The sequence below is a fragment of the Vibrio sp. AH4 genome, from assembly GCF_030710545.1.
Lineage (GTDB): Bacteria > Pseudomonadota > Gammaproteobacteria > Enterobacterales > Vibrionaceae > Vibrio > Vibrio metoecus.
The window spans coordinates 2,825,145-2,844,647 of the sequence record NZ_JALAIV010000001.1 but is presented as its reverse complement, the minus strand read 5'-3'; the positions used below and the strand labels follow the sequence as shown (position 1 = coordinate 2,844,647).

The 19,503-nt window shown below is 46.5% G+C and carries 17 protein-coding genes and 1 pseudogene; 9 read left to right on the top strand and 9 right to left on the bottom strand.

Annotated features, from left to right (window positions below; all coding sequences use genetic code 11):
• Position 1 precedes the first annotated feature (1 nt).
• Positions 2–664, top strand: coding sequence for an HAD-IB family hydrolase (locus MKA69_RS13005; protein WP_305848188.1), 663 nt, complete (start codon positions 2–4; stop codon positions 662–664).
• A gap of 42 nt (positions 665–706) precedes the next feature.
• Here MKA69_RS13005 and MKA69_RS13000 read toward each other — a convergent pair whose 3' ends face one another.
• From MKA69_RS13000 to MKA69_RS12970, 7 genes are all read right to left on the bottom strand, one after another.
• Entirely contained in the window at positions 707–1,327 is a 621-nt protein-coding gene (locus MKA69_RS13000; RefSeq protein ID WP_001090436.1) for a LysE family translocator, read from the bottom strand.
• Between the two features lie 293 nt (positions 1,328–1,620).
• A complete protein-coding gene (locus tag MKA69_RS12995) occupies positions 1,621–2,070 on the bottom strand; it encodes a thioesterase family protein (protein WP_305848187.1) in 450 nt (149 codons plus the stop codon).
• 79 nt (positions 2,071–2,149) lie between these two features.
• A complete protein-coding gene (locus MKA69_RS12990) occupies positions 2,150–2,830 on the bottom strand; it encodes a lysophospholipid acyltransferase family protein (RefSeq protein ID WP_305848186.1) in 681 nt (226 codons plus the stop codon).
• Between the two features lie 7 nt (positions 2,831–2,837).
• A complete protein-coding gene (locus tag MKA69_RS12985) occupies positions 2,838–3,770 on the bottom strand; it encodes a phosphatidate cytidylyltransferase (protein ID WP_000932198.1) in 933 nt (310 codons plus the stop codon).
• Between the two features lie 2 nt (positions 3,771–3,772).
• Complete coding sequence (locus MKA69_RS12980) at positions 3,773–4,465, bottom strand: CDP-alcohol phosphatidyltransferase family protein (protein ID WP_095468212.1); 693 nt, start codon at positions 4,463–4,465, stop codon at positions 3,773–3,775.
• A 144-nt stretch (positions 4,466–4,609) separates the two neighbouring features.
• Entirely contained in the window at positions 4,610–6,439 is a 1,830-nt protein-coding gene (locus MKA69_RS12975) for a bifunctional diguanylate cyclase/phosphodiesterase (protein ID WP_305848245.1), read from the bottom strand.
• Positions 6,440–6,537: 98 nt separating this feature from the next.
• A complete protein-coding gene (locus MKA69_RS12970) occupies positions 6,538–7,008 on the bottom strand; it encodes an oxidoreductase (RefSeq protein ID WP_305848185.1) in 471 nt (156 codons plus the stop codon).
• A 529-nt stretch (positions 7,009–7,537) separates the two neighbouring features.
• Between MKA69_RS12970 and MKA69_RS12965 the strand changes: the two genes are divergently transcribed.
• From MKA69_RS12965 to MKA69_RS12950, 4 genes are all read left to right on the top strand, one after another.
• The gene (locus MKA69_RS12965; protein WP_305848184.1) at positions 7,538–9,007 is read left to right on the top strand and encodes a protein adenylyltransferase SelO; all 1,470 of its coding nucleotides are present in this window, start codon (positions 7,538–7,540) and stop codon (positions 9,005–9,007) included.
• Between the two features lie 227 nt (positions 9,008–9,234).
• Complete coding sequence (gene dctP / locus MKA69_RS12960; RefSeq protein WP_000595035.1) at positions 9,235–10,233, top strand: TRAP transporter solute-binding subunit DctP; 999 nt, start codon at positions 9,235–9,237, stop codon at positions 10,231–10,233.
• A gap of 68 nt (positions 10,234–10,301) precedes the next feature.
• Entirely contained in the window at positions 10,302–10,964 is a 663-nt protein-coding gene (locus tag MKA69_RS12955) for a TRAP transporter small permease (protein WP_000438268.1), read from the top strand.
• A 3-nt stretch (positions 10,965–10,967) separates the two neighbouring features.
• Positions 10,968–12,329 carry a TRAP transporter large permease gene (locus MKA69_RS12950; RefSeq protein ID WP_000257372.1) on the top strand — a complete coding sequence of 454 codons (1,362 nt, stop codon included), beginning with the start codon at positions 10,968–10,970 and terminating at the stop codon, positions 12,327–12,329.
• A gap of 106 nt (positions 12,330–12,435) precedes the next feature.
• On the opposite strand, the gene MKA69_RS12945 is transcribed toward MKA69_RS12950, so the two are convergent.
• Both MKA69_RS12945 and MKA69_RS12940 read right to left on the bottom strand, forming a co-directional pair.
• Positions 12,436–13,776, bottom strand: coding sequence for a sigma-54 dependent transcriptional regulator (locus MKA69_RS12945; RefSeq protein WP_055030046.1), 1,341 nt, complete (start codon positions 13,774–13,776; stop codon positions 12,436–12,438).
• A gap of 2 nt (positions 13,777–13,778) precedes the next feature.
• Positions 13,779–15,572 (bottom strand): sensor histidine kinase, encoded by a 1,794-nt coding sequence (locus tag MKA69_RS12940; RefSeq protein ID WP_305848183.1) that lies wholly within the window; start codon positions 15,570–15,572, stop codon positions 13,779–13,781.
• Here MKA69_RS12940 and MKA69_RS12935 point away from each other — a divergent pair.
• The 4 genes and pseudogenes from MKA69_RS12935 to clpX all read left to right on the top strand — a co-directional run bounded on the left by MKA69_RS12935 (position 15,562) and on the right by clpX (position 19,466).
• Positions 15,562–15,781, top strand: a pseudogene (locus MKA69_RS12935) (TolB protein). The gene MKA69_RS12940 and the pseudogene MKA69_RS12935 sit on opposite strands and share 11 nt — an antisense overlap.
• 290 nt (positions 15,782–16,071) lie before the next feature.
• On the top strand, positions 16,072–17,373 hold the full coding sequence (gene tig / locus MKA69_RS12930) for a trigger factor (RefSeq protein WP_001198448.1): 1,302 nt from the start codon (positions 16,072–16,074) through the stop codon (positions 17,371–17,373).
• A 106-nt stretch (positions 17,374–17,479) separates the two neighbouring features.
• Entirely contained in the window at positions 17,480–18,106 is a 627-nt protein-coding gene (gene clpP, locus MKA69_RS12925; RefSeq protein ID WP_000121679.1) for an ATP-dependent Clp endopeptidase proteolytic subunit ClpP, read from the top strand.
• Between the two features lie 79 nt (positions 18,107–18,185).
• Positions 18,186–19,466, top strand: coding sequence for an ATP-dependent protease ATP-binding subunit ClpX (gene clpX / locus MKA69_RS12920; RefSeq protein ID WP_000130332.1), 1,281 nt, complete (start codon positions 18,186–18,188; stop codon positions 19,464–19,466).
• Positions 19,467–19,503 lie beyond the last annotated feature (37 nt).

The window sequence follows — 19,503 nt, the reverse complement described above, 5'->3', positions numbered from 1 at the left end:
AATGAGCCAACCCCTTTATGTGTTTGATTTGGATGACACCCTGATTGATGGGGACTGCGCGATGATTTGGAATGCGTTTCTTGTTGAGAAAGGCATTGCGACGGAGCGCAATTTTGTAGAAGAAGATAGAAGGCGCATGGCGCTGTATGCGCAAGGCAAGATGGATATGGCGGAATACATTGCTTTTGCGATGCAGCCGTTAGCGCAAGTGCCAAGTACAACCGTACAAGATTGGGTGGAAGAGTGCGTGTCACGCTTAATTGTTCCGAAACAGTTTGCCCAAGCCCGCGAACTGATTGCGCAGTTAAAGCAGCAAGGTCATACCTGCATCATTATTTCCGCTTCGGTTTCTTTCTTAGTGAAAACGGTCGCTCAACGTTTTGGGATTGAACATGCGCTAGGGATTGACCTTGTGAACCACAACGGTTGCTACAGCGGCGACATTGAGGGCGTTGCGAGTTACCGCGAAGGTAAAGTGCTGCGATTGCAGAAGTGGTTATCCGAGCAGGATGCAACCTATCACGACATTCATTTTTATACCGATTCCATCAATGATCTGCCGTTATGTGAGCATGCCGATTTCGCGTATGTGGTTAATCCTTGCCCGCGCTTGAAAGCGCAGGCTGAGCAGCAAGGCTGGCCGATATTAACTTGGGCGGTATAAGGGGTTAGGTTGCCATCCGTCTGCTGATGGGTGGCATATCCACTAACTAAAATAAAGCCACACGCCCACCCCAGCCATTAATGATCCTGCAATCCGATTGAGTAAGCGAACATGGTGAGCTTGGCTTAATAAACGCTTTAACCCTTTTCCACCGGTGGCATACAAACTCATGCTGATAAACTCGGAAAGCAGAATGATGGCAACCAGCAACGTCAGTTGTGGGGCTAGGCTTAATGATTGATCAATAAAAGGGGGCAGCAATGACACCATAAATGCCCAGCCTTTGGGGTTGGCAATCGCCGTCACAAAACCTTGCACTAATAATCCCCAATCGCTGCCTTGGTAGGTCAAGGATTGCTCGAAATTGATGGCGAGTTTGCCGCGTGAGCGCCACATCTGAATGCCAAGATAAATCAGATAGCTGGCCCCAACAATTTTGAACAGGGTAAAAATAGTCGGGTAACGCAACATCACCGCAGCAATCCCAACCACGGCAGAGACAGCCACTAAAGCCACCCCAAGTAGTTCACCGACCATCATCCACAGTGTTCTTCGATAACCCACGCTCATCCCCAAAGTGAGCGCTAAGGTCATATTCATACCTGGAGTAATCGAAACAAAAAAGAAGGTGGGAATAAACAATCCCAAGAGTGCAGTATTCATCCGTTATCTCCCTAGCCAGAGGATTCTTGTGTTAGTTCCATTAACAACAGGTCCACAATATAGGGCGTTTGAACAATGCGCAATCTTCAATTGAATGAGGCACTTTGAAGGATGCAGAATGTAACGTAATGACTTGGATTGGTGAGCAACTATTTGAAAATAGCGGAGGGTTGGGTACGTCGTATCGGACACTGCTGTTTTGCAGATAGTCACCAAGCGGGTTTGATCGCTTGGTGACTGTGCCCTTATCACCTGAAGTGGGAACGTGCTTTCACCTCAATCACAGGGTTTGTCTATGCATCGTTCATAGAGACGGATTCACCTTGTAGAGTGTGAATGGCTTCGAGCACCGTAGGCGGTAGCAAGGCTTTCTCACCCGTTTTAAAGTTAAACATGACCACAGTGGCGCTACCGACCGTAGTCACTTTACCGAGCTTTTGGCTAACAACGTGGTATTCCATCGTAAATCTGTCGCTCTGTACGGATGTAATGCGTGAACCAATCAGCAGAGTATCAGGAAAGGTGACGGGGATTTTATAACGCGCTTGTGTTTCTGATAACACTGGGCCAATTTGGGTGCGTTGCAACTCTTCCATCAGTTTAAGATGAGCGAAGTAATCTATTCGCGCGGTTTCAAAGTAGCGAAAGTAGACCACATTATTGACGTGTTGCAGCGCATCCATCTCCCCCCAAGCGACAGTGATGCTCGTCACGACAGGAAAATCATTTAAAAGCGACTCCATATTTTTCTCTCATGTTGCTATTAGAATAATTATTCTAACCTTTCATGAATATTTAGAGCTTGAGCTTGTTAGCAAAACGTTAAATCTCTCTGCTGTCGATGGTTTCGCTATCCTGAGTCGCTGGGGTTTGAGTGATGCAGTGAGTCGCCAACTGCTGGTAATGTTTTTGCATAACCTGTACGAAATGTTCCGCATCACGAAAGCCGGTTAATGGCTCACCAATCACCACATCGCAGTTGAAAGGGACGAACATCGCTGTACCTTTGGGTAGCGCGCGCCCTAAACCTCGCATGACCACGGGTAATACCGCACGCTCCGGGTGATGTTTGACTAAATGATAAATGCCTTTTTTCAAACCACTCATTATTTCCGGCTCGCCTCGACTCCCTTCTGGGAAAATAATCAGAATATCGCCTTGGTCTAAAGCCTCATGGCAAGCTTGCAGTACCGCGTCACGTTCACTGTTTGAGGGGGAGCGACGGATCGGAATGATGCCAATAATATTCAGAGATAACCAAGCCACAAAGGGATTCACCAGAAAATAATCCGCTGCAGCGACAGGACGCACTCGGTGAATTAAATGCAGCGGAAACAGAGCCATAAGTACGAGTGTATCTAAATGACTATTATGATTTGCGGCAATCACCATTGGACCTTGAGTAGGGAGATTTTGGTGTTGCAAAATATTGAGCCCTAAACCAATAAAAACGAGGGGTTTAACGATCAATAGGAAAAACAGCACTTTCAGAATACGCGCCATATAAGCCTCAGTAATAGAGATAATAGAGGTAGTGGAAAAACAGCGGAGCAGTAAACATCAAGCTATCGACCCTGTCCAAAATGCCTCCGTGGCCCGGAATAAACTGGCTGGTGTCTTTGATACGCAAATCGCGCTTGACTGAAGAAATCACCAAATCGCCAATAAATCCACTTAAAGCAATGATGACGCCGCCGACTAACCCTTGCTCTGCGGTCAGTGGCGTTAAATAAGGCGCTGCAAAATATGAAGCCGTAACCACGGTCAATGTGCCGCCGATAAAGCCTTGCCAAGTTTTATTCGGGCTGACTTTCGGAACGATCTTATGTTTACCCAAACTTTTTCCCCATACGTATTGGGCAACATCATTGAACTGAGTCATCACTAATAAAAACAGCAACATACCCAGTGAACCTGCATCTGGGTTTAAGCTTGGTAACACCAATAGGTATGCCATATGGCTGATACAAAATACCGTCAACATCATTGCCCAGTGAATAATGCCTGCCGAGCGAATAAAGCCTTTAGTATCTCCAATCAGCACCATCACCATGGGTAGGTATAGGAATACATAGACTGGAATAAAGATAATGAACATGCCGTACCAGCCGATGGAGAGCCAGTAGTACTGAAATGGAATGGACAAATAAGCCCAGAAAATCACCCGGCGATCGGTCATTCGTGTGGGCACAATCGAGAGAAACTCTTTCAGCGCCATGAAGCTCAGAAAACCCACAAAAAAGAGCGTGTAATTGAGGGGAAGCTGCAATACGACAAACACAATCGCAACCATCCACCACCATGAACGAATACGCAGCTTTAATTCGAGATAATCGCGTTCAGGATTGCGGCGAGACAACCACAAATAACAGAGTGTCCCCACCACTAAAACGGCTAAAATCACCAACATCAAGTGCAGTGAGTGTTGCGGAATGTTGAGCATGACTAGTTACCTTGATGATCGGACGAGGAAGTACGTGCCGCATGGAATTGATAAATGTGCTGTAAGCGTCGCCAAACCGTGAGTACCAGCCCGATTAGCATGACGATTAAGGTGGTATCCATGGTGTATGCGAAAAAAGTTGGGAGTTCGTCGAACAGTGACAGTGCAGCGATAAAGAGCAAACTCAGGGTCAGCAGCGCCATGCGATGCTGTTTAGCCATCGGGCCTTGAAAATCAGCTTCACCGCCCATGCTGACTCCCAATACACGAATGTAGGCGGTCAGCACCGCAAGGAGTGCGCAAAGCCATGCCAAAGTCATTCCCAGCGCAGAAGTCGTGACAAAACCTGCACCAAGAATTAACAAAGGGTCGGCAATGCGATCCGGTACATCATTAAATAATTCGCCAGCAGGCGTTTTCTTCCCACCTTCTACGGCAACCATGCCATCAAACAAATTACACAGTAAACGTGCTTGAATCGATAAGGCCGCCAGAATGAGCCAAAGCGGAGCAGGGTAGCCTTGATATACGGCCAATATGACAAAGCCAAGCAGTGCGAAGGCAATACTCATGAGCGAAATTTGGTTAGGGGTGATCTGTTTTTGGCTCAACCAAACGGCAATACGTTTGGTGAAGTTCAGTTCTCGGACCGCAAGTGGGCGGCGATTTTTCTCTTCGGATGGTGTCTTGTCCATATAACCTCTTGTTGCCACATAGAAAGAGTGGCTAGCAATAGGCGATGTGGTACCACCAATCCGCGCTGAAAAGAAGTCATACCAAGTATGGGTTACCTATTTTTGGCACGCGTCTCAATCTTGTAGCATGGTATTGCTAATGCATTACTCATTAATTTGCGCGGATAGCGAGGTATTCTCTGAGGAAAAGTAGTGATCGCAGAAAGTGGCGAACTCAGTTTTAGTGATAGGACGAGAGAAATAGTAGCCTTGAAATTCATCTACCCCCAATTGCTTGAGCTGATCGAGTTGTGTCATCTGTTCAATACCTTCAGCAACGACTTCCATCCCTAATTGATGAGAGAGGCTAACAATCGAAGCGATGAAAATCGCTTGCTGCTGATTTCGATTCATATTGTCGACAAAGGATTTATCAATTTTCAGTTTACTGAACCTGAGATGGTTGAGTTGATACAGTGAAGACCAACCCGTTCCAAAGTCGTCTAAGGCAAAGCGAACCTTCATTTTTTCCAATTTTTCAATGATGCTCATGCTGTGTGCGAAGTCATCAATCGTCATCGTTTCAGTGAGCTCTAGGATGATCGCATTAAGAAAGTTTTCATGGCTGCCAAAAATGTCGGTGACGAGATCCGGTAATTCATCGTCAAACAGAGAGTTGGAAAGGTTGATGGAAACATCTAATCGACGGTTATAGTTTTTCCAATCATTTTGTAATGCAAGGTAGACTTGCTGCATGATCCACGCCCCGAGTTTTTTCCCGAGTCCGTATTCTTCTGCTATTTCAATCAAGTATTGTGGATTGATGAAGCCAAATTCATGATGCTGCCAGCGGATTAAGGCTTCGCACCCTAATCGCTTTGGGTTGCGCGATAAAATAGGTTGGTAGCATAAGTACAAGTGAGATTGGTCTGGATCCAACATCAGCTTTTGTAATTGCTCTGCAAGTATCCGCTTTTTGTTGTAGGCACTTTCAATTTCACGGGTGTAATACACCACCTGACCATCCGGAGTTTTTTTCGCGATATTCAGCGCTAAATCAGCATTATTTAATAAACTATTCGCTCGTAGCGTACTGGTTTGTGTGATGTCTTGGGTTTGACAGGTGACAACGCCCATTGCGACACTCAAACGTTTTGTGGGGTCATTGTCTTGTACTAATTTGGTTAAATCATTCCATAAATTACGGATGAAAAACTCCGCGTTGCCATTACAAGGATGCAGTAAAACCGCGAATTCATCGGCACCAATTCTGGCGCATTGATAAGCAAATGGATGGCAACGTTGAGTTAATAACCCAGCAATTTTGATTAGTAATAGATCGCCAGAGGCATAACCGATGGTATCGTTCAACTCTTTGAATCGATTAAGGTCGAATAAAATGAGTGCAACGGGTTCTTGTTTACCTAAACGACTTGTTTTCAGTATTTTAACGATGTAGTTGCGATTTTTGAGCCGTGTTAATGGGTCATGCCATGCGAGAAACTGCTGGTAATCGGCGGAGCGATAGGTCAGGTAAGACAGCAAAATCAATATGAGTAAGATCGCGGCGAAAAAATAGAGCAGCTGCTGTTTATTGTCGGTGATAATGCGGAGGTTCGCGTTGGCGCTTTCACCCGTGAAATTCACAATGGCTAAATCACGAATTTGATTGTTGTAAGGCTCCAGAATTTGCCGCAACTCCTGAAGTGCTGCTTTATCGCCTCGACTTATTGCTAACTCATAACGTTTGAGTTGAATAAACGTTTCTTGAATGATTTTTTGGGCATCGTGCTGCTGCCGAAGCTCATGAGTCTCTTTGCTGGTTAGAAAAAGATCAAAACGGTTCCACAGAATATCGTAATTGAGGCTCATTGCCTGATAGTTTTCACGGCTTCCGGTTAGCAAGTAAGTGTCTAATCTATGGGTAAAATTGAGCGTCTCTACTTCCAATTGTGCCAAAGACCAAGCGGTAAGCTGAGTATATTTGGTCAGCATGTTGTAGGTATTGGTAAAGCGTACCATGGCCCACAACGAAATTAGGATCATAGCGAAGACTAGAGTGAAAAAAGCAAGCAGAGACTTTTTCATAATAGTTAGGGGCTAATAATTTCTATATGGCTGATTTGCCAGACCATGCGGCTGTGGAGCACTTCATTATTGAGCTCCCCATTGCTACTGAGCGGGTAAATCGACCAAACTGGCCCACGATCACGAATGGCCATCGGCTTACCATTTTTCTGAATGGCGAACACAGGATTGTATTTTTCGATGTCGGAATAAGGGATAACTGCCCAATATTTATTTAATGCGATGACTTTGAGATCGGCTTGTTTTACGCCCATCCACGCTAAAATCGCTTGAGCAGAAATGCCTTTGAATTCGGTATTGCCTTGTGTCCAAGGGGTTTCGGTGACAATCGTTAAATCACTACGTGCAAGAAGCTCTTGGTAGGTGGCAGAAACGGTTTGATCCTGATGGGCTAGCGTTAGAATCGGTTCCTCAGCAAAAAGTTTGTTGCTGATTAAAACTAATAATGTAAAGAATAAAGTACGACCAGTTTGCATGCGCGCGCTCCCAATTTGAGTGACTCTTATAGGTATAGGTAGCCCGTGTGCAGCGTGCAAGTTCCATCTTTAGACTTAACACTAAAGTCGTGTTTGTTTGGTTTTTGGATGAGTAGTAGGTGCAACTTTTGTCACAAAAAATTAACACCATAACCTCTTGCTGATTTTCTGAAACTTCACCATATTGTCATTACCGTGTCATAAACATAAAGGTGAGGAGATCGATATGGAACACGTTGAAATGGTTCAACCTAGCATGCTAGGTGTTGTGGGTCGTACTTTGGTGTTTTCCTTGCTGGCATTAGGCTTCACCTTCATGCTTTTGTAATGACACCGAATTGTTGTCAAAGCCGAGCTTAATGCTCGGCTTTTTTATGGGCTTGAATTGCGTTGTGAGTGCCTTACACAAGCATAGGACGTTGAACCGATCTTGGCGTTATTTTCTGCATGCCAGAGGCCACAATAAAACCTAGTGTAAAGGTCGGGTATTTGCTAACGTGCGGAAAAATGATTTATCGCGAGTCTGATTATGTCGGTGTGGAATTCTGTACGTCTTAGCCAACGCTTTGCTGCTTTACCTCAATCTTTTTATACATCAATCCGTCCACAGCCTTTAAAAAACGTTCGCTGGGGAATGTGGAATGCGGCTCTAGCGCAGGATTTTGCTTTGCCTGAAGTCCCTAATGATGAATTATTGGCCTCTCTTTCTGGTCAACAGTTAGCGGCTGGTTTTGCACCTTTAGCGATGAAATACGCCGGACATCAATTTGGTATCTACAATCCAGATCTCGGTGACGGGCGTGGATTACTGTTGGCCGAAATGGTGACGAAGCAAGGGGAAGTGTTTGATATTCACCTCAAGGGGGCAGGGCTTACGCCTTATTCACGCATGGGGGATGGTCGTGCGGTGCTGCGTTCGTCAATTCGCGAATATTTGTGCAGTGAAGCGATGGCTGGGCTCGGAATTGCTACCACACGCGCTTTAGCGCTGATGGTGAGTGATACTCCAGTGTATCGTGAACGTGAAGAACGGGGGGCGTTGTTAGTACGTCTTGCGCAAAGCCACATTCGGTTCGGTCATTTTGAACATTTGTTTTATACCGAACAACACACTGAACTGAAATTGTTAGCGGATAAAGTGATTGAATGGCATTTCCCTGATTGCGCTCAGAGCGCAAAACCTTATGCCAATTGGTTTCTGCAAATTGTAGAACGCACGGCACTGATGATTGCGCAGTGGCAGGTTTATGGCTTTAACCACGGGGTGATGAATACCGACAATATGTCGATCCTAGGGCAAACCTTTGACTATGGACCGTTTGCCTTTTTGGATGATTACGATCCTAATTTCATCTGTAACCACTCCGACTATCAGGGGCGTTATGCCTTTGATCAGCAGCCGCGTATCGGCTTATGGAACCTGTCTGCGCTCGCGCATGCACTATCGCCATTAGTCGAAAAAGCAGATTTAGAAACCGCGCTAGCCAGTTATTCCGATCACCTTAACGTGCATTTTAGTCAATTGATGCGAGCAAAGCTGGGGCTAGCAACCCAGCAAGAAGGTGACGGTGAGCTGTTTGCTGATTTCTTCGCGCTACTGGCCAACAATCACACCGATTACACGCGCTTTTTACGCGAGCTCTCTTGTCTGGATCGGCAAGGAAATGAGGCGGTGATGGACTTAGTGTTAGATCGCGAAGCGGTTAAGCTTTGGTTAACCCGTTATCTTGATCGCGCTGCCCGTGAGCTTGGGCAAGATGGTCTGCCAATCAGTACCAGTGAGCGTTGTCAAGCCATGCGTCAAGTGAACCCGAAATACATCTTGCGTAACTACTTAGCTCAGCAGGTGATTGAGTGGGCAGAGCGTGGGGATTTCCAAGAGATGCATCATTTGGCTCGGGTTCTCGCGACCCCTTATGATGAACATCCAGAGTTTGAGCATTATGCAAAGCTGCCTCCAGAGTGGGGTAAAAAACTCGAAATTAGCTGCTCATCTTAATTATCGTGCATGGGTGGAAAGTGACACAAACGTTAAATTTGATGGGTGGTTTTCCACCCATTTTTTATGGTGTTAGTGTAGCATGGGGGCCATTTTGTAGTGTGTTGGATAGCAACGTACTGATTTATAAGTGATGTTAAATTTATGTAATGGTTGGCGCGCTTGTTGCTTTGGTATAGGTACGCAGTCCAATGATGGGCTGAAAAATCCAACCAAGGAGAATAAGAATGATCAAGCCGCTTACCCTAATTGCTGCTTCTGTCCTCGCTGTCACAAGCTTTAATGCTGCCGCTAATTGTGACCCAGGCGAAATCGTGATCAAGTTTAGCCACGTGACCAATACAGATAAGCACCCGAAAGGGATTGCTGCGTCACTGCTCGAAAAACGTGTCAATGAAGAGATGAATGGTAAAGCCTGTATGCAGGTGTTCCCTAACTCGACACTGTACGATGATGACAAAGTGTTAGAAGCATTGCTCAACGGAGATGTGCAATTGGCGGCGCCTTCGCTGTCAAAATTCGAAAAATTCACCAAAAAGTACCGCATTTTCGACCTACCTTTCCTTTTTGATGATGTTGATGCTGTTGACCGTTTCCAAAGTTCGGCCAAAGGTGAAGAGCTGAAAAATGCTATGACTCGCCGTGGCGTGAAAGGCCTAGAATTCTGGCACAACGGAATGAAGCAAATTTCTGCTAATAAACCGATCCTCGTTCCTGCGGATGCGAAAGGCTTGAAGTTCCGCGTACAAGCGTCTGACGTATTGGTGGCTCAGTTTGAGCAGATCGGTGCTAACCCACAGAAAATGTCATTTGCAGAAACCTATGGCGGGCTACAGACCAAAGTTATTGATGGTCAAGAGAACACTTGGTCAAACATCTATGGCCAAAAATACTTTGAAGTACAAGACGGTGTAACCGAAACCAACCACGGTATTTTGGATTATCTGGTCGTGACTTCAAGCAAATGGTGGGACGGTTTACCGGCAGATGTTCGTGACCAGTTTGCTCAAATTCTTCGTGAAGTGACGTTAGAACGTAACGCAGAATCCAATAAGGTTGAAGAACTGAACAAGCAGTACATCATTGAAGCGGGTGGGGTGGTGCGTCCCCTGACTCCTGAACAACGTCAGCAATGGGTTGATGCTTTCAAACCAGTTTGGAAAAAGTTTGAAAAAGACATCGGTTCTGATCTGATTGATGCCGCGTTGGCTTCGAACAAGAAGTAATCTCTCTTTTGGCCCCATTGCGGTGGGGCCTTTTGTCTGTTCGTCACACTATTAGAGCGATGTATCACATGGAACAGTCATGGCTTTCTAGAGTCGGTCAGTTTACCGACATGATTGAAGAATTTCTGATTGCGTTTTTTATGGGCGCAATGACCCTATTAACCTTTGCTAACGTCGTCATGCGCTATCTGTTTAACGACAACATTCTCTGGGCGTTAGAAGGCACCGTATTTATGTTTGCGTGGATGGTGCTGGTCGGTGCCTCTTTCGGCGTAAAAAGACACTTCCATATCGGTGTGGATGTATTGATTAATATTGCCCCTCAAGGGCTGCGCAAGCTCTATGCGCTAGTGGCGGTGGCTTGCTGCTTAGCATTTTCTATCATGCTGTTGGTCGGGTCTTGGCAATATTGGTATCCCTTTATCAGTGAACGTGCATGGTATGAAACGGACGATATTCCTATGCCGGATGCACTACAGTTTCTCGCGGATTGGTTAAATGAAGGTGAGCGTTATGAAAAGCTGCCGCGTTTTATCCCTTATGCCGCCTTGCCAATTGGTATGGGATTGCTCACTTTCCGTTTTATGCAGATCGCTTGGAAAATTGTAACGGGTCAGTTGGATCGTATGATTGCAGGGCATGAAGCAGAAGAAGATTTAGAAGCACTGAAAGCGGAGCTTTCAGAAGCCAGTGAGGCAATGATGCCTAACACCCAAGGCAAGGAGAAGTAAATCATGGCGGTTGCACTGTTATTTATTCTGGTGATTGGCCTGATGCTGATTGGGGTACCGATTGCCATTTCTCTTGGGTTGTCGAGCATTCTGTTTCTGCTTTGGCATTCTGATACCTCTCTAGCGGCAGTGGCGCAAACGTTGTTTAACGCGTTTGCAGGGCACTATACGCTGCTGGCGATCCCGTTTTTCATTTTGGCTTCAAGTTTTATGTCTACTGGCGGGGTAGCAAAACGGATTATTCGTTTCGCGATTGCGATGGTGGGTTGGTTCCGCGGTGGTTTGGCGATTGCCTCCGTCGTGGCTTGTATGATGTTCGCTGCGTTGTCAGGCTCCTCTCCGGCAACGGTGGTTGCCATCGGTAGTATTGTGATCGCCGGTATGGTGAAAAACGGCTATAGCAAAGAGTTTGCGGCTGGAGTGATCTGCAACGCGGGAACCTTGGGTATTTTGATCCCGCCTTCGATTGTTATGGTGGTGTATTCAGCGGCAACCAACGTCTCGGTCGGTCGTATGTTTCTTGGTGGTGTGATACCAGGATTATTGGCCGGTTTGATGCTGATCATCGCCATTTACATTACCGCGCGGGTGAAAAACTTACCCAAACAGCCCTTTGTCGGCTGGAAAGAGGCATTAAAAGCGGCCAAAGAAGCGAGCTGGGGCTTATTGTTGGTGGTGATTATCCTAGGCGGTATCTACGGTGGGATCTTTACTCCAACGGAAGCCGCAGCGGTGGCGGCGGTGTACGCTTTCTTTATCGCCAACTTCATTTATCGCGATATGGGGCCGTTTGCGGATAAGACCAATACCAAACCGGTACTGGTCAAAGTAGTGGAAACCTTTGTCCACAAAGACACCAAAGCGACTTTGTATGATGCAGGTAAACTGACCATCATGCTGATGTTCATTATTGCCAACGCCCTGATCCTCAAGCATGTACTGACCGAAGAACGCATTCCACAAATGATTGCAGAATCGATGTTATCTGCGGGAATGGGGCCTATCACTTTCTTGATTGTGGTGAACTTACTGTTGCTGATTGGCGGCCAATTTATGGAACCATCAGGCCTATTAGTGATTGTTGCACCTTTGGTATTCCCGATCGCAATCGCGCTGGGTATTGACCCCATCCACTTGGGAATCATGATGGTGGTGAACATGGAAATTGGGATGATCACTCCTCCGGTGGGCTTGAACTTGTTTGTGACGGCAGGGGTTGCAAAAATGTCGATGGTTAACGTGGTGAAAGCGGCGCTACCATGGGTTGGCGTGATGTTCTTATTCCTCATCATTGTGACTTATGTACCGTGGATCTCGACATGGTTGCCCACACTCTTGATGGGGCCGGAAATCATTACTCGCTAGAGGATGAGCCATACCGTGAATGAGACACAGCCCTTCGCATGCGAAGGGCTGTTTTTTCCTATCATCCACAACTGATGGCGGTGTGCGCGCTTTCTAGAATCGGCAACTAGGGTTTGTAACTCTCTTTATCGAGTTGGTACTTCTGCATTTTGTCATACAAGGTTTTACGCGGGAGGTTGAGACGCTCCATGGTCGTCTTGATACTGCCACCACACTCAATCAGAGTTTGTTCTAAGATGGATTTTTCGAACTCCGCGACCTGCTCATTCAATCCCAACAACTGGCGCTTAGGCTCGTTATTTTCAGCAAACTGCGCCAACTTACCGAGTAAAACGTAGCGTTCAGCGGCATTGCGTAGCTCGCGCACATTGCCCGGCCAGTCGTGGCTGAGTAAGTTCTGCACATCAATGGAAGTTAAAGCGGTCGCGGCTTTGCCATAACGAGCGGCGGCGACCAGTAAAAAATGGTGAAAGAGAGCCGGAATGTCCTCTCTGCGTTCACGCAGTGGTGGAATGTCCAAGGTGACAATATTGAGTCGATAATAGAGATCTTGCCGAAATTGTCCTTCCGCCGCGGCTTGTTTTAAATCGATTTTAGTCGCCGCAATCACCCGAATATCGAGAGGGATGAGCTCATTTGAGCCAATTCGCTCTATCACTCGTTCTTGTAATACACGCAGTAGCCGGATCTGTGCTTGCATTGGCATGGACTCAATCTCATCGAGGAACAGAGTACCGCCTTGGGCATGTTCAAATTTTCCAACTCGTCGACTTTCGGCACCCGTAAACGCGCCTTTTTCATGGCCGTACAGCTCGCTTTCAATCAAGTTTTCCGGTACGGCACCACAGTTAATCGCGACAAAGTTTTGCTCGCGGCGTGAGCTTTGTTCATGCAGCGAACGGGCAACCAACTCTTTGCCCGTTCCCGTTTCTCCGAGCAGTAAAATATCCGCTTGGGTGTCCGCCACCTGGGCAATGGTTTCACGCAAAGACTGAATCGCCATTGTCTCGCCAATAATACGTGGGCCTAAAGTTTGGCTGACTTTTAAACTGCGTTTTAGCTGACGGTTTTCCAAAGTAAGGCGACGCTTTTCGATGGCACGGTGTACTGTATCAATCAGTCGCTCTGGGGCGAATGGCTTTTCAATAAAATCGTAAGCACCATCATGCATGGCTTTGACCGCCATTGAAATATCACCATGTCCCGTGATGAGAATGACGGGCAGTTCACTGTCTTGATGCAATACGGAGTTCAGTAAATTCTGCCCACTTAAACCGGGTAGACAAATATCACTGACTATCACCAGTGGTAACCCTTGTGCCTTGATTGCCAGCAGTGCCTCTTCGACACTGGCAAAAAACTGCGCGTTGAGGTTGGCCAGTTCAAAACTTTGTGCGAGCGCGATGCGAATATCGCTCTCATCATCAATCAAAAATACATCACACATGGTCATTCCATATTGAGAGGTGTGAAACGAGGCAGGATGATCATAAAGCGCGCACCACCCAGTGGTGATGTTGCGACACTCAACTCGGCCTGCATGCTGTGTAAAATCTGTTGTGAGATAGAAAGTCCAAGCCCTAAACCATTCTTTTTGGTGGTGTGGAATGGCTCAAACAGATGCGGCAGAGTTTCAATACCAATGCCGGGGCCGTTATCATCCACATAAAGCTGTATCTGCTGTGGAGAAATATGCAACCTGATTTGGACGATGCGTTCAGCTTGTCCCTCTAAGGCTTGCAGTGCATTGGTGAGCAAGTTGATCAGCACCTGTTCAAGCTGAATGGGGTTCACGCGTACCCAGACCGGAGTATCAACCTCACACAACTCTAATTGAGTCATCTGCGCTTTGAATTGAGCGGTCATTAACTCTTTGGCGGATAAAATCAACGGGTACAACTGGACTTCTTGCTGCTCATTCGAGGTGGATTTACGAGCAAATGATTTAAGCTGTTCACTGATTTTAGCCATCCGTTCGGTGAGTGCTGAGATGCGTGTTAAGTTCTCTTCCGCTCGTTCTGGCTTGTTGGTCGCAAGGAAACGGCGACCGTTATCGGCAAAGCTGCGAATCGCGGCGAGGGGGTTGTTCAGCTCGTGACTGATGCTGGCCGACATCTGGCCGAGCACTGCCAGTTTCGCCGCTTGGATCAGTTCATCTTGTGTTTGGCGCAGGGCGTGCTCGGTTTTGATTCGCTCGGCAATTTCCGCATGCAGCTTGGCGGTGCGTTCCATCACCTCAAATTCAAGTTTCTGTTTGGTTTCTTGTTGCAGTTGTTCAATTTGTCGTTGGCGCAGTTGTCTGTGATACCAGAGCTGGAAACCCAAGTAGACGATTGCAAACAGCATGCACAGGATGATCAGTAAGCCAAAAGCGGACCAAAATAGCTCGATCTTCGGTGAAAGCACGCGAATAGTCAGCGCATGTTGCGGTAAGGTCCGGCTAGAAACGATATAGTCATCTTGCAGCCAATGTTTTTCTGGCTTGCGCCATTCGCTTTGTTCTGCATACAAATCGCCTTGCCAACCCAAGGAAGGAATGGGGCTGTCCAGATATTGTTGGCTGGTGCGAATCGCTTTCAATTGCGATGCAGGTAAATCTGCAACACTATGAAACAGCCAAGCGGGTTGGCTCGACATAAACACCACTTGATTATCATCCGTCGCGACAAAATAGCTTTTCTTGCTTTGCCAACCCTCTTCAATGGCTGACAGATCCATTTTGACCACGATAACACCCAGCGTTTCCGCAGCATAAATAACGGGGTAGGCGTAATAGTAACCGCGTTGTCCCGAAGTCGAGCCGAGCGCGAAATACTGGCTTTTTTCACCGGTGATCGAGCGGTAAAAATAGGGGCGCCATGCAAAGTTTCGCCCAATAAACGAGCGATCCAAATTCCAGTTACTTGAAGAAATGGTGTTACCAAATCGGTCAATCAAATAGGTGTCCGCAGCTTGAATCACGTCGTTGACCTGCTCTAGGTAACGATTGGTAATGTCAATTTGCGCTGAATTTTGTGGAGCAAGCAGAGCGTCAATTAACTCTTTATCTTTCGAAATCAAGTGGGGAATGTGAGCGTACTTATCTAAAGTAGTCACAATATGATTGGAAAAGCGATCAAGCTGTGATTGATGCTCACTGAGCAAAGAACGGTATTGAACACGCCAATAGAGATGCGTGCTCAAACTGGCTAGCGCAATAAAAATTACCCACAACATCAGGCTAAGACGACGAATCGAAGACATCCTTGGCTCTTATTCAACAAATCCTTTCGCTTCATCATACTGAGTCTAGGAGGCTCACGCGTTTAAAAAGATCGCAATCTCGGTATGCAAAACAAGAGCAAGATCTCTTTTTACGCTTTTCAATAAAAAAAAGCCTCGATTCCATTGAAAAAGCCTATATTGTCCCCATTTCAGAGTGGCTATTGGTTTCCTTTTGGTTGAATTTTTAGCACTTGATTGGGTTTTCAGGAGATTGGCTTGACTCTGACCGGGGATTAACTCGACAGCTCCTGCTGCGGTCGTTAGAATGTCGCGTCTGAAATTTTGTCCTGAGACTAATCAGAGATACCTTTACCAAAAGATATCGCTCATTAGTCTGGTTTTCTGGCGATTCGCTTGAAAGCCGATGCTCAATATTTACATTTCAGTGTTCAATCGGGCACAACACAAGGATGCAGCCACACGTCGTGTTGGCTCATGACGCTCAGAAACCCTGAGCCAGTTTTGAGGTTTAGAAATAATGCAAGTTACTGTTGAAACGCTAGAAGGCCTACAGCGCCGTCTGAATATTACTGTTCCAGCTGCAAACATCGAAGACGCTGTAGCAGCTGAATTACGCAACATCGCGAAAAACCGTCGTTTCGATGGTTTCCGTAAAGGCAAAGTGCCAATGAAGATGGTTGCGAAAATGTACGGCAAAGCAGTACGTCAAGACGTGCTGGGTGAAGTGATGCAACGCCACTTCATCGAAGCGATCGTAAAAGAAAAAATCAATCCAGCTGGCGCACCAACGTTTGCTCCAGTTGAAATTGGCGAAGGCAAAGATCTGGTTTTCACAGCAACATTCGAAGTTTACCCAGAAGTTGAACTGAAAGGCCTAGAAAGCATCGCAGTAGAAAAACCATCAGCAGAAGTGACTGACGCTGACGTGGCAGAAATGCTGGAAACTCTGCGTAAGCAACAAGCAACTTGGAAAGAAGTTGACGAAGCTGCAGAAAACGGCAAGCGCGTTTCTATCGATTTCGTTGGTTCTATCGACGGCGTTGAATTTGAAGGCGGTAAAGCAGAAAACTTCCCTCTGGAAATGGGCGCAGGCCGCATGATTCCAGGTTTTGAAGACGGTATCGTTGGCAAAACTAAAGGAATGGAATTCGTTATCGATGTGAACTTCCCAGAAGAGTACCACGCAGAAAACCTGAAAGGTAAAGCAGCTCAGTTCGCGATCAAAGTGAACAAAGTGGAAGCACGTGAACTGCCAGAACTGAACGATGAATTCGTTGCACGTTTCGGCGTTGCTGAAGGCGGCGTTGACGCTCTGAAAGCAGAAGTTCGTAAGAACATGGAACGCGAACTGAAGCAAGCGATCAAAGCGCGCATCAAAGAGCAAGCGATCGAAGGTCTAGTAAAAGCGAACGAAATCGACGTTCCTTCTGCACTGATCGATCAAGAAATCGGTGTTCTGCGTCAGCAAGCTGCACAACGTTTCGGTGGCAATGTTGAAGCTGCGGCTCAACTGCCTCGTGAACTGTTCGAAGAGCAAGCTAAGCGCCGCGTAGTTGTTGGCCTGCTGTTGGGTGAAGTTATCCGTACTCACGAACTGAAAGCAGACGAAGAAAAAGTGAAAGCACTGATCACTGAAATGGCTACCGCGTATGAAGATCCAACTGAAGTTGTTGCTTACTACGAGCAAAACCAACAGTTGATGAACAACATGCGTAACGTTGCTCTAGAAGAGCAAGCGGTAGACGCGATCATTGCGAAAGCACAAGTAACTGAAAAGGCGATCAGCTTCAGCGAGCTGATGAACCCAGTTGCTGCTTAATAAGCAAACTGTAGCGTAGAAGGTTGACGAAACAATCAATCATCTGCTAACAATGGTCCGTGTGATACCCATCATTCGGGCCATTTATTTTAGGGATATTAAGACTATGAGCTACCAAGAAAAAAATGCAATGTCGCCCATTTTTGACGCACTCGTACCTATGGTGGTTGAACAAACCTCTCGTGGTGAGCGCTCATACGACATCTATTCTCGCTTACTGAAAGAGCGAGTGATTTTCTTAACCGGTCAAGTAGAAGATCACATGGCAAACCTTGTCGTGGCTCAACTGCTTTTCTTAGAATCTGAAAACCCTGATAAAGATATTTTCCTCTACATTAACTCACCAGGTGGCAGCGTGACGGCTGGGATGTCAATTTACGACACCATGCAATTCATTAAACCCAATGTGAGCACAGTATGTATGGGGCAGGCCTGTTCAATGGGCGCTTTCTTGCTTGCTGGCGGTGCGCCAGGCAAGCGTTATGTACTGCCGAACTCTCGAGTGATGATTCACCAACCACTGGGTGGATTCCAAGGCCAAGCCTCTGATATTCAAATTCATGCTCAAGAAATTCTGACCATTAAAAACAAACTGAACCGTTTGTTGGCAGAGCACACAGGCCAGCCACTTGAAGTGATTGAGCGTGATACCGATCGTGATAACTTCATGTCGGCAGATCAAGCAGTGGAATACGGTTTGGTGGATGCGGTGCTCAAACACCGTGGCGAGTAAGCTCGTAATTGTATAACGCAATTTTGATTGAAGTGTTATACACTCAAACCAAAGTGAGTAAAGGCTAAGAGGTTAGCGAATGACAGACAAAAGCAAAGAGGGCGGTAGTAGTAAACTGCTGTACTGCTCTTTCTGTGGCAAAAGCCAGCACGAAGTTCGCAAACTGATCGCAGGTCCATCTGTTTACATTTGTGATGAGTGCGTTGATCTATGCAACGATATCATCCGTGAAGAGATCAAAGATGTTCTGCCAAAAAAGGAATCAGCGGCGTTACCGACGCCAAGAAAGATTCGTGAACATCTCGATGATTATGTGATCGGTCAAGAACACGCCAAAAAAGTGCTAGCCGTTGCGGTATATAACCACTACAAGCGTTTACGTAATGGTGATACGACTAGCGAAGGCGTTGAGCTGGGCAAAAGTAACATTTTGCTGATTGGCCCAACGGGTAGCGGTAAAACACTACTGGCTGAAACGCTGGCGCGTTTGCTGGATGTGCCATTTACCATGGCGGATGCGACCACATTAACCGAAGCGGGTTATGTGGGCGAAGATGTAGAAAATATCATTCAAAAGCTGCTGCAAAAGTGCGATTACGATGTTGCAAAAGCGGAGCGTGGTATCGTCTATATCGATGAGATTGACAAAATTTCTCGTAAGTCTGAAAACCCATCCATCACACGTGACGTGTCGGGTGAAGGGGTTCAGCAAGCGCTGTTAAAACTGATTGAAGGTACCGTTGCTTCAGTTCCACCACAAGGTGGCCGTAAGCATCCACAGCAAGAATTCTTGCAAGTGGACACCTCGAAAATCCTGTTTATCTGTGGAGGCGCATTTGCTGGCCTAGATAAAGTGATTGAACAGCGTGTCGCGACGGGTACTGGTATCGGTTTTGGCGCGGATGTGCGTTCTAAAGACAACAGCAAAACCTTAAGTGAGCTGTTTACTCAGGTTGAACCTGAAGATTTGGTGAAATACGGTTTGATTCCAGAGTTCATCGGTCGTCTGCCTGTGACGGCGACGCTGACTGAACTGGATGAAGCGGCATTGATTCAAATTCTGTGTGAACCAAAGAACGCACTGACCAAACAATATGCTGCATTGTTTGAACTAGAAAATGTTGACCTTGAGTTTCGTGAAGATGCGCTGAAAGCGATTGCCGCCAAAGCGATGAAACGCAAAACTGGTGCACGTGGTCTACGTTCAATCCTTGAAGCGGTTCTACTGGAAACCATGTACGAACTGCCTTCGATGGAAGAAGTCAGCAAAGTCGTGATCGATGAATCCGTAATTAACGGTGAGTCTGCACCGCTACTGATTTACAGCGCAAATGAGAGCCAAGCCGCTGGCGCGGAGTAATCTGAAGCAACAAAAAATAACGAGGAGGTATTCAATA

What these genes read in the sequence shown, in the direction of transcription:
- MKA69_RS13005 (WP_305848188.1), top strand. Translation starts at nt 2, where the DNA reads ATGAGCCAACCCCTTTATGTGTTTGATTTGGATGACACCCTGATTGAT.
- MKA69_RS13000 (WP_001090436.1), bottom strand. Translation starts at nt 1,327, where the DNA reads ATGAATACTGCACTCTTGGGATTGTTTATTCCCACCTTCTTTTTTGTT.
- MKA69_RS12995 (WP_305848187.1), bottom strand. Translation starts at nt 2,070, where the DNA reads ATGGAGTCGCTTTTAAATGATTTTCCTGTCGTGACGAGCATCACTGTC.
- MKA69_RS12990 (WP_305848186.1), bottom strand. Translation starts at nt 2,830, where the DNA reads ATGGCGCGTATTCTGAAAGTGCTGTTTTTCCTATTGATCGTTAAACCC.
- MKA69_RS12985 (WP_000932198.1), bottom strand. Translation starts at nt 3,770, where the DNA reads ATGCTCAACATTCCGCAACACTCACTGCACTTGATGTTGGTGATTTTA.
- MKA69_RS12980 (WP_095468212.1), bottom strand. Translation starts at nt 4,465, where the DNA reads ATGGACAAGACACCATCCGAAGAGAAAAATCGCCGCCCACTTGCGGTC.
- MKA69_RS12975 (WP_305848245.1), bottom strand. Translation starts at nt 6,439, where the DNA reads ATGCTGACCAAATATACTCAGCTTACCGCTTGGTCTTTGGCACAATTG.
- MKA69_RS12970 (WP_305848185.1), bottom strand. Translation starts at nt 7,008, where the DNA reads ATGCAAACTGGTCGTACTTTATTCTTTACATTATTAGTTTTAATCAGC.
- MKA69_RS12965 (WP_305848184.1), top strand. Translation starts at nt 7,538, where the DNA reads ATGTCGGTGTGGAATTCTGTACGTCTTAGCCAACGCTTTGCTGCTTTA.
- dctP (WP_000595035.1), top strand. Translation starts at nt 9,235, where the DNA reads ATGATCAAGCCGCTTACCCTAATTGCTGCTTCTGTCCTCGCTGTCACA.
- MKA69_RS12955 (WP_000438268.1), top strand. Translation starts at nt 10,302, where the DNA reads ATGGAACAGTCATGGCTTTCTAGAGTCGGTCAGTTTACCGACATGATT.
- MKA69_RS12950 (WP_000257372.1), top strand. Translation starts at nt 10,968, where the DNA reads ATGGCGGTTGCACTGTTATTTATTCTGGTGATTGGCCTGATGCTGATT.
- MKA69_RS12945 (WP_055030046.1), bottom strand. Translation starts at nt 13,776, where the DNA reads ATGTGTGATGTATTTTTGATTGATGATGAGAGCGATATTCGCATCGCG.
- MKA69_RS12940 (WP_305848183.1), bottom strand. Translation starts at nt 15,572, where the DNA reads ATGTCTTCGATTCGTCGTCTTAGCCTGATGTTGTGGGTAATTTTTATT.
- tig (WP_001198448.1), top strand. Translation starts at nt 16,072, where the DNA reads ATGCAAGTTACTGTTGAAACGCTAGAAGGCCTACAGCGCCGTCTGAAT.
- clpP (WP_000121679.1), top strand. Translation starts at nt 17,480, where the DNA reads ATGAGCTACCAAGAAAAAAATGCAATGTCGCCCATTTTTGACGCACTC.
- clpX (WP_000130332.1), top strand. Translation starts at nt 18,186, where the DNA reads ATGACAGACAAAAGCAAAGAGGGCGGTAGTAGTAAACTGCTGTACTGC.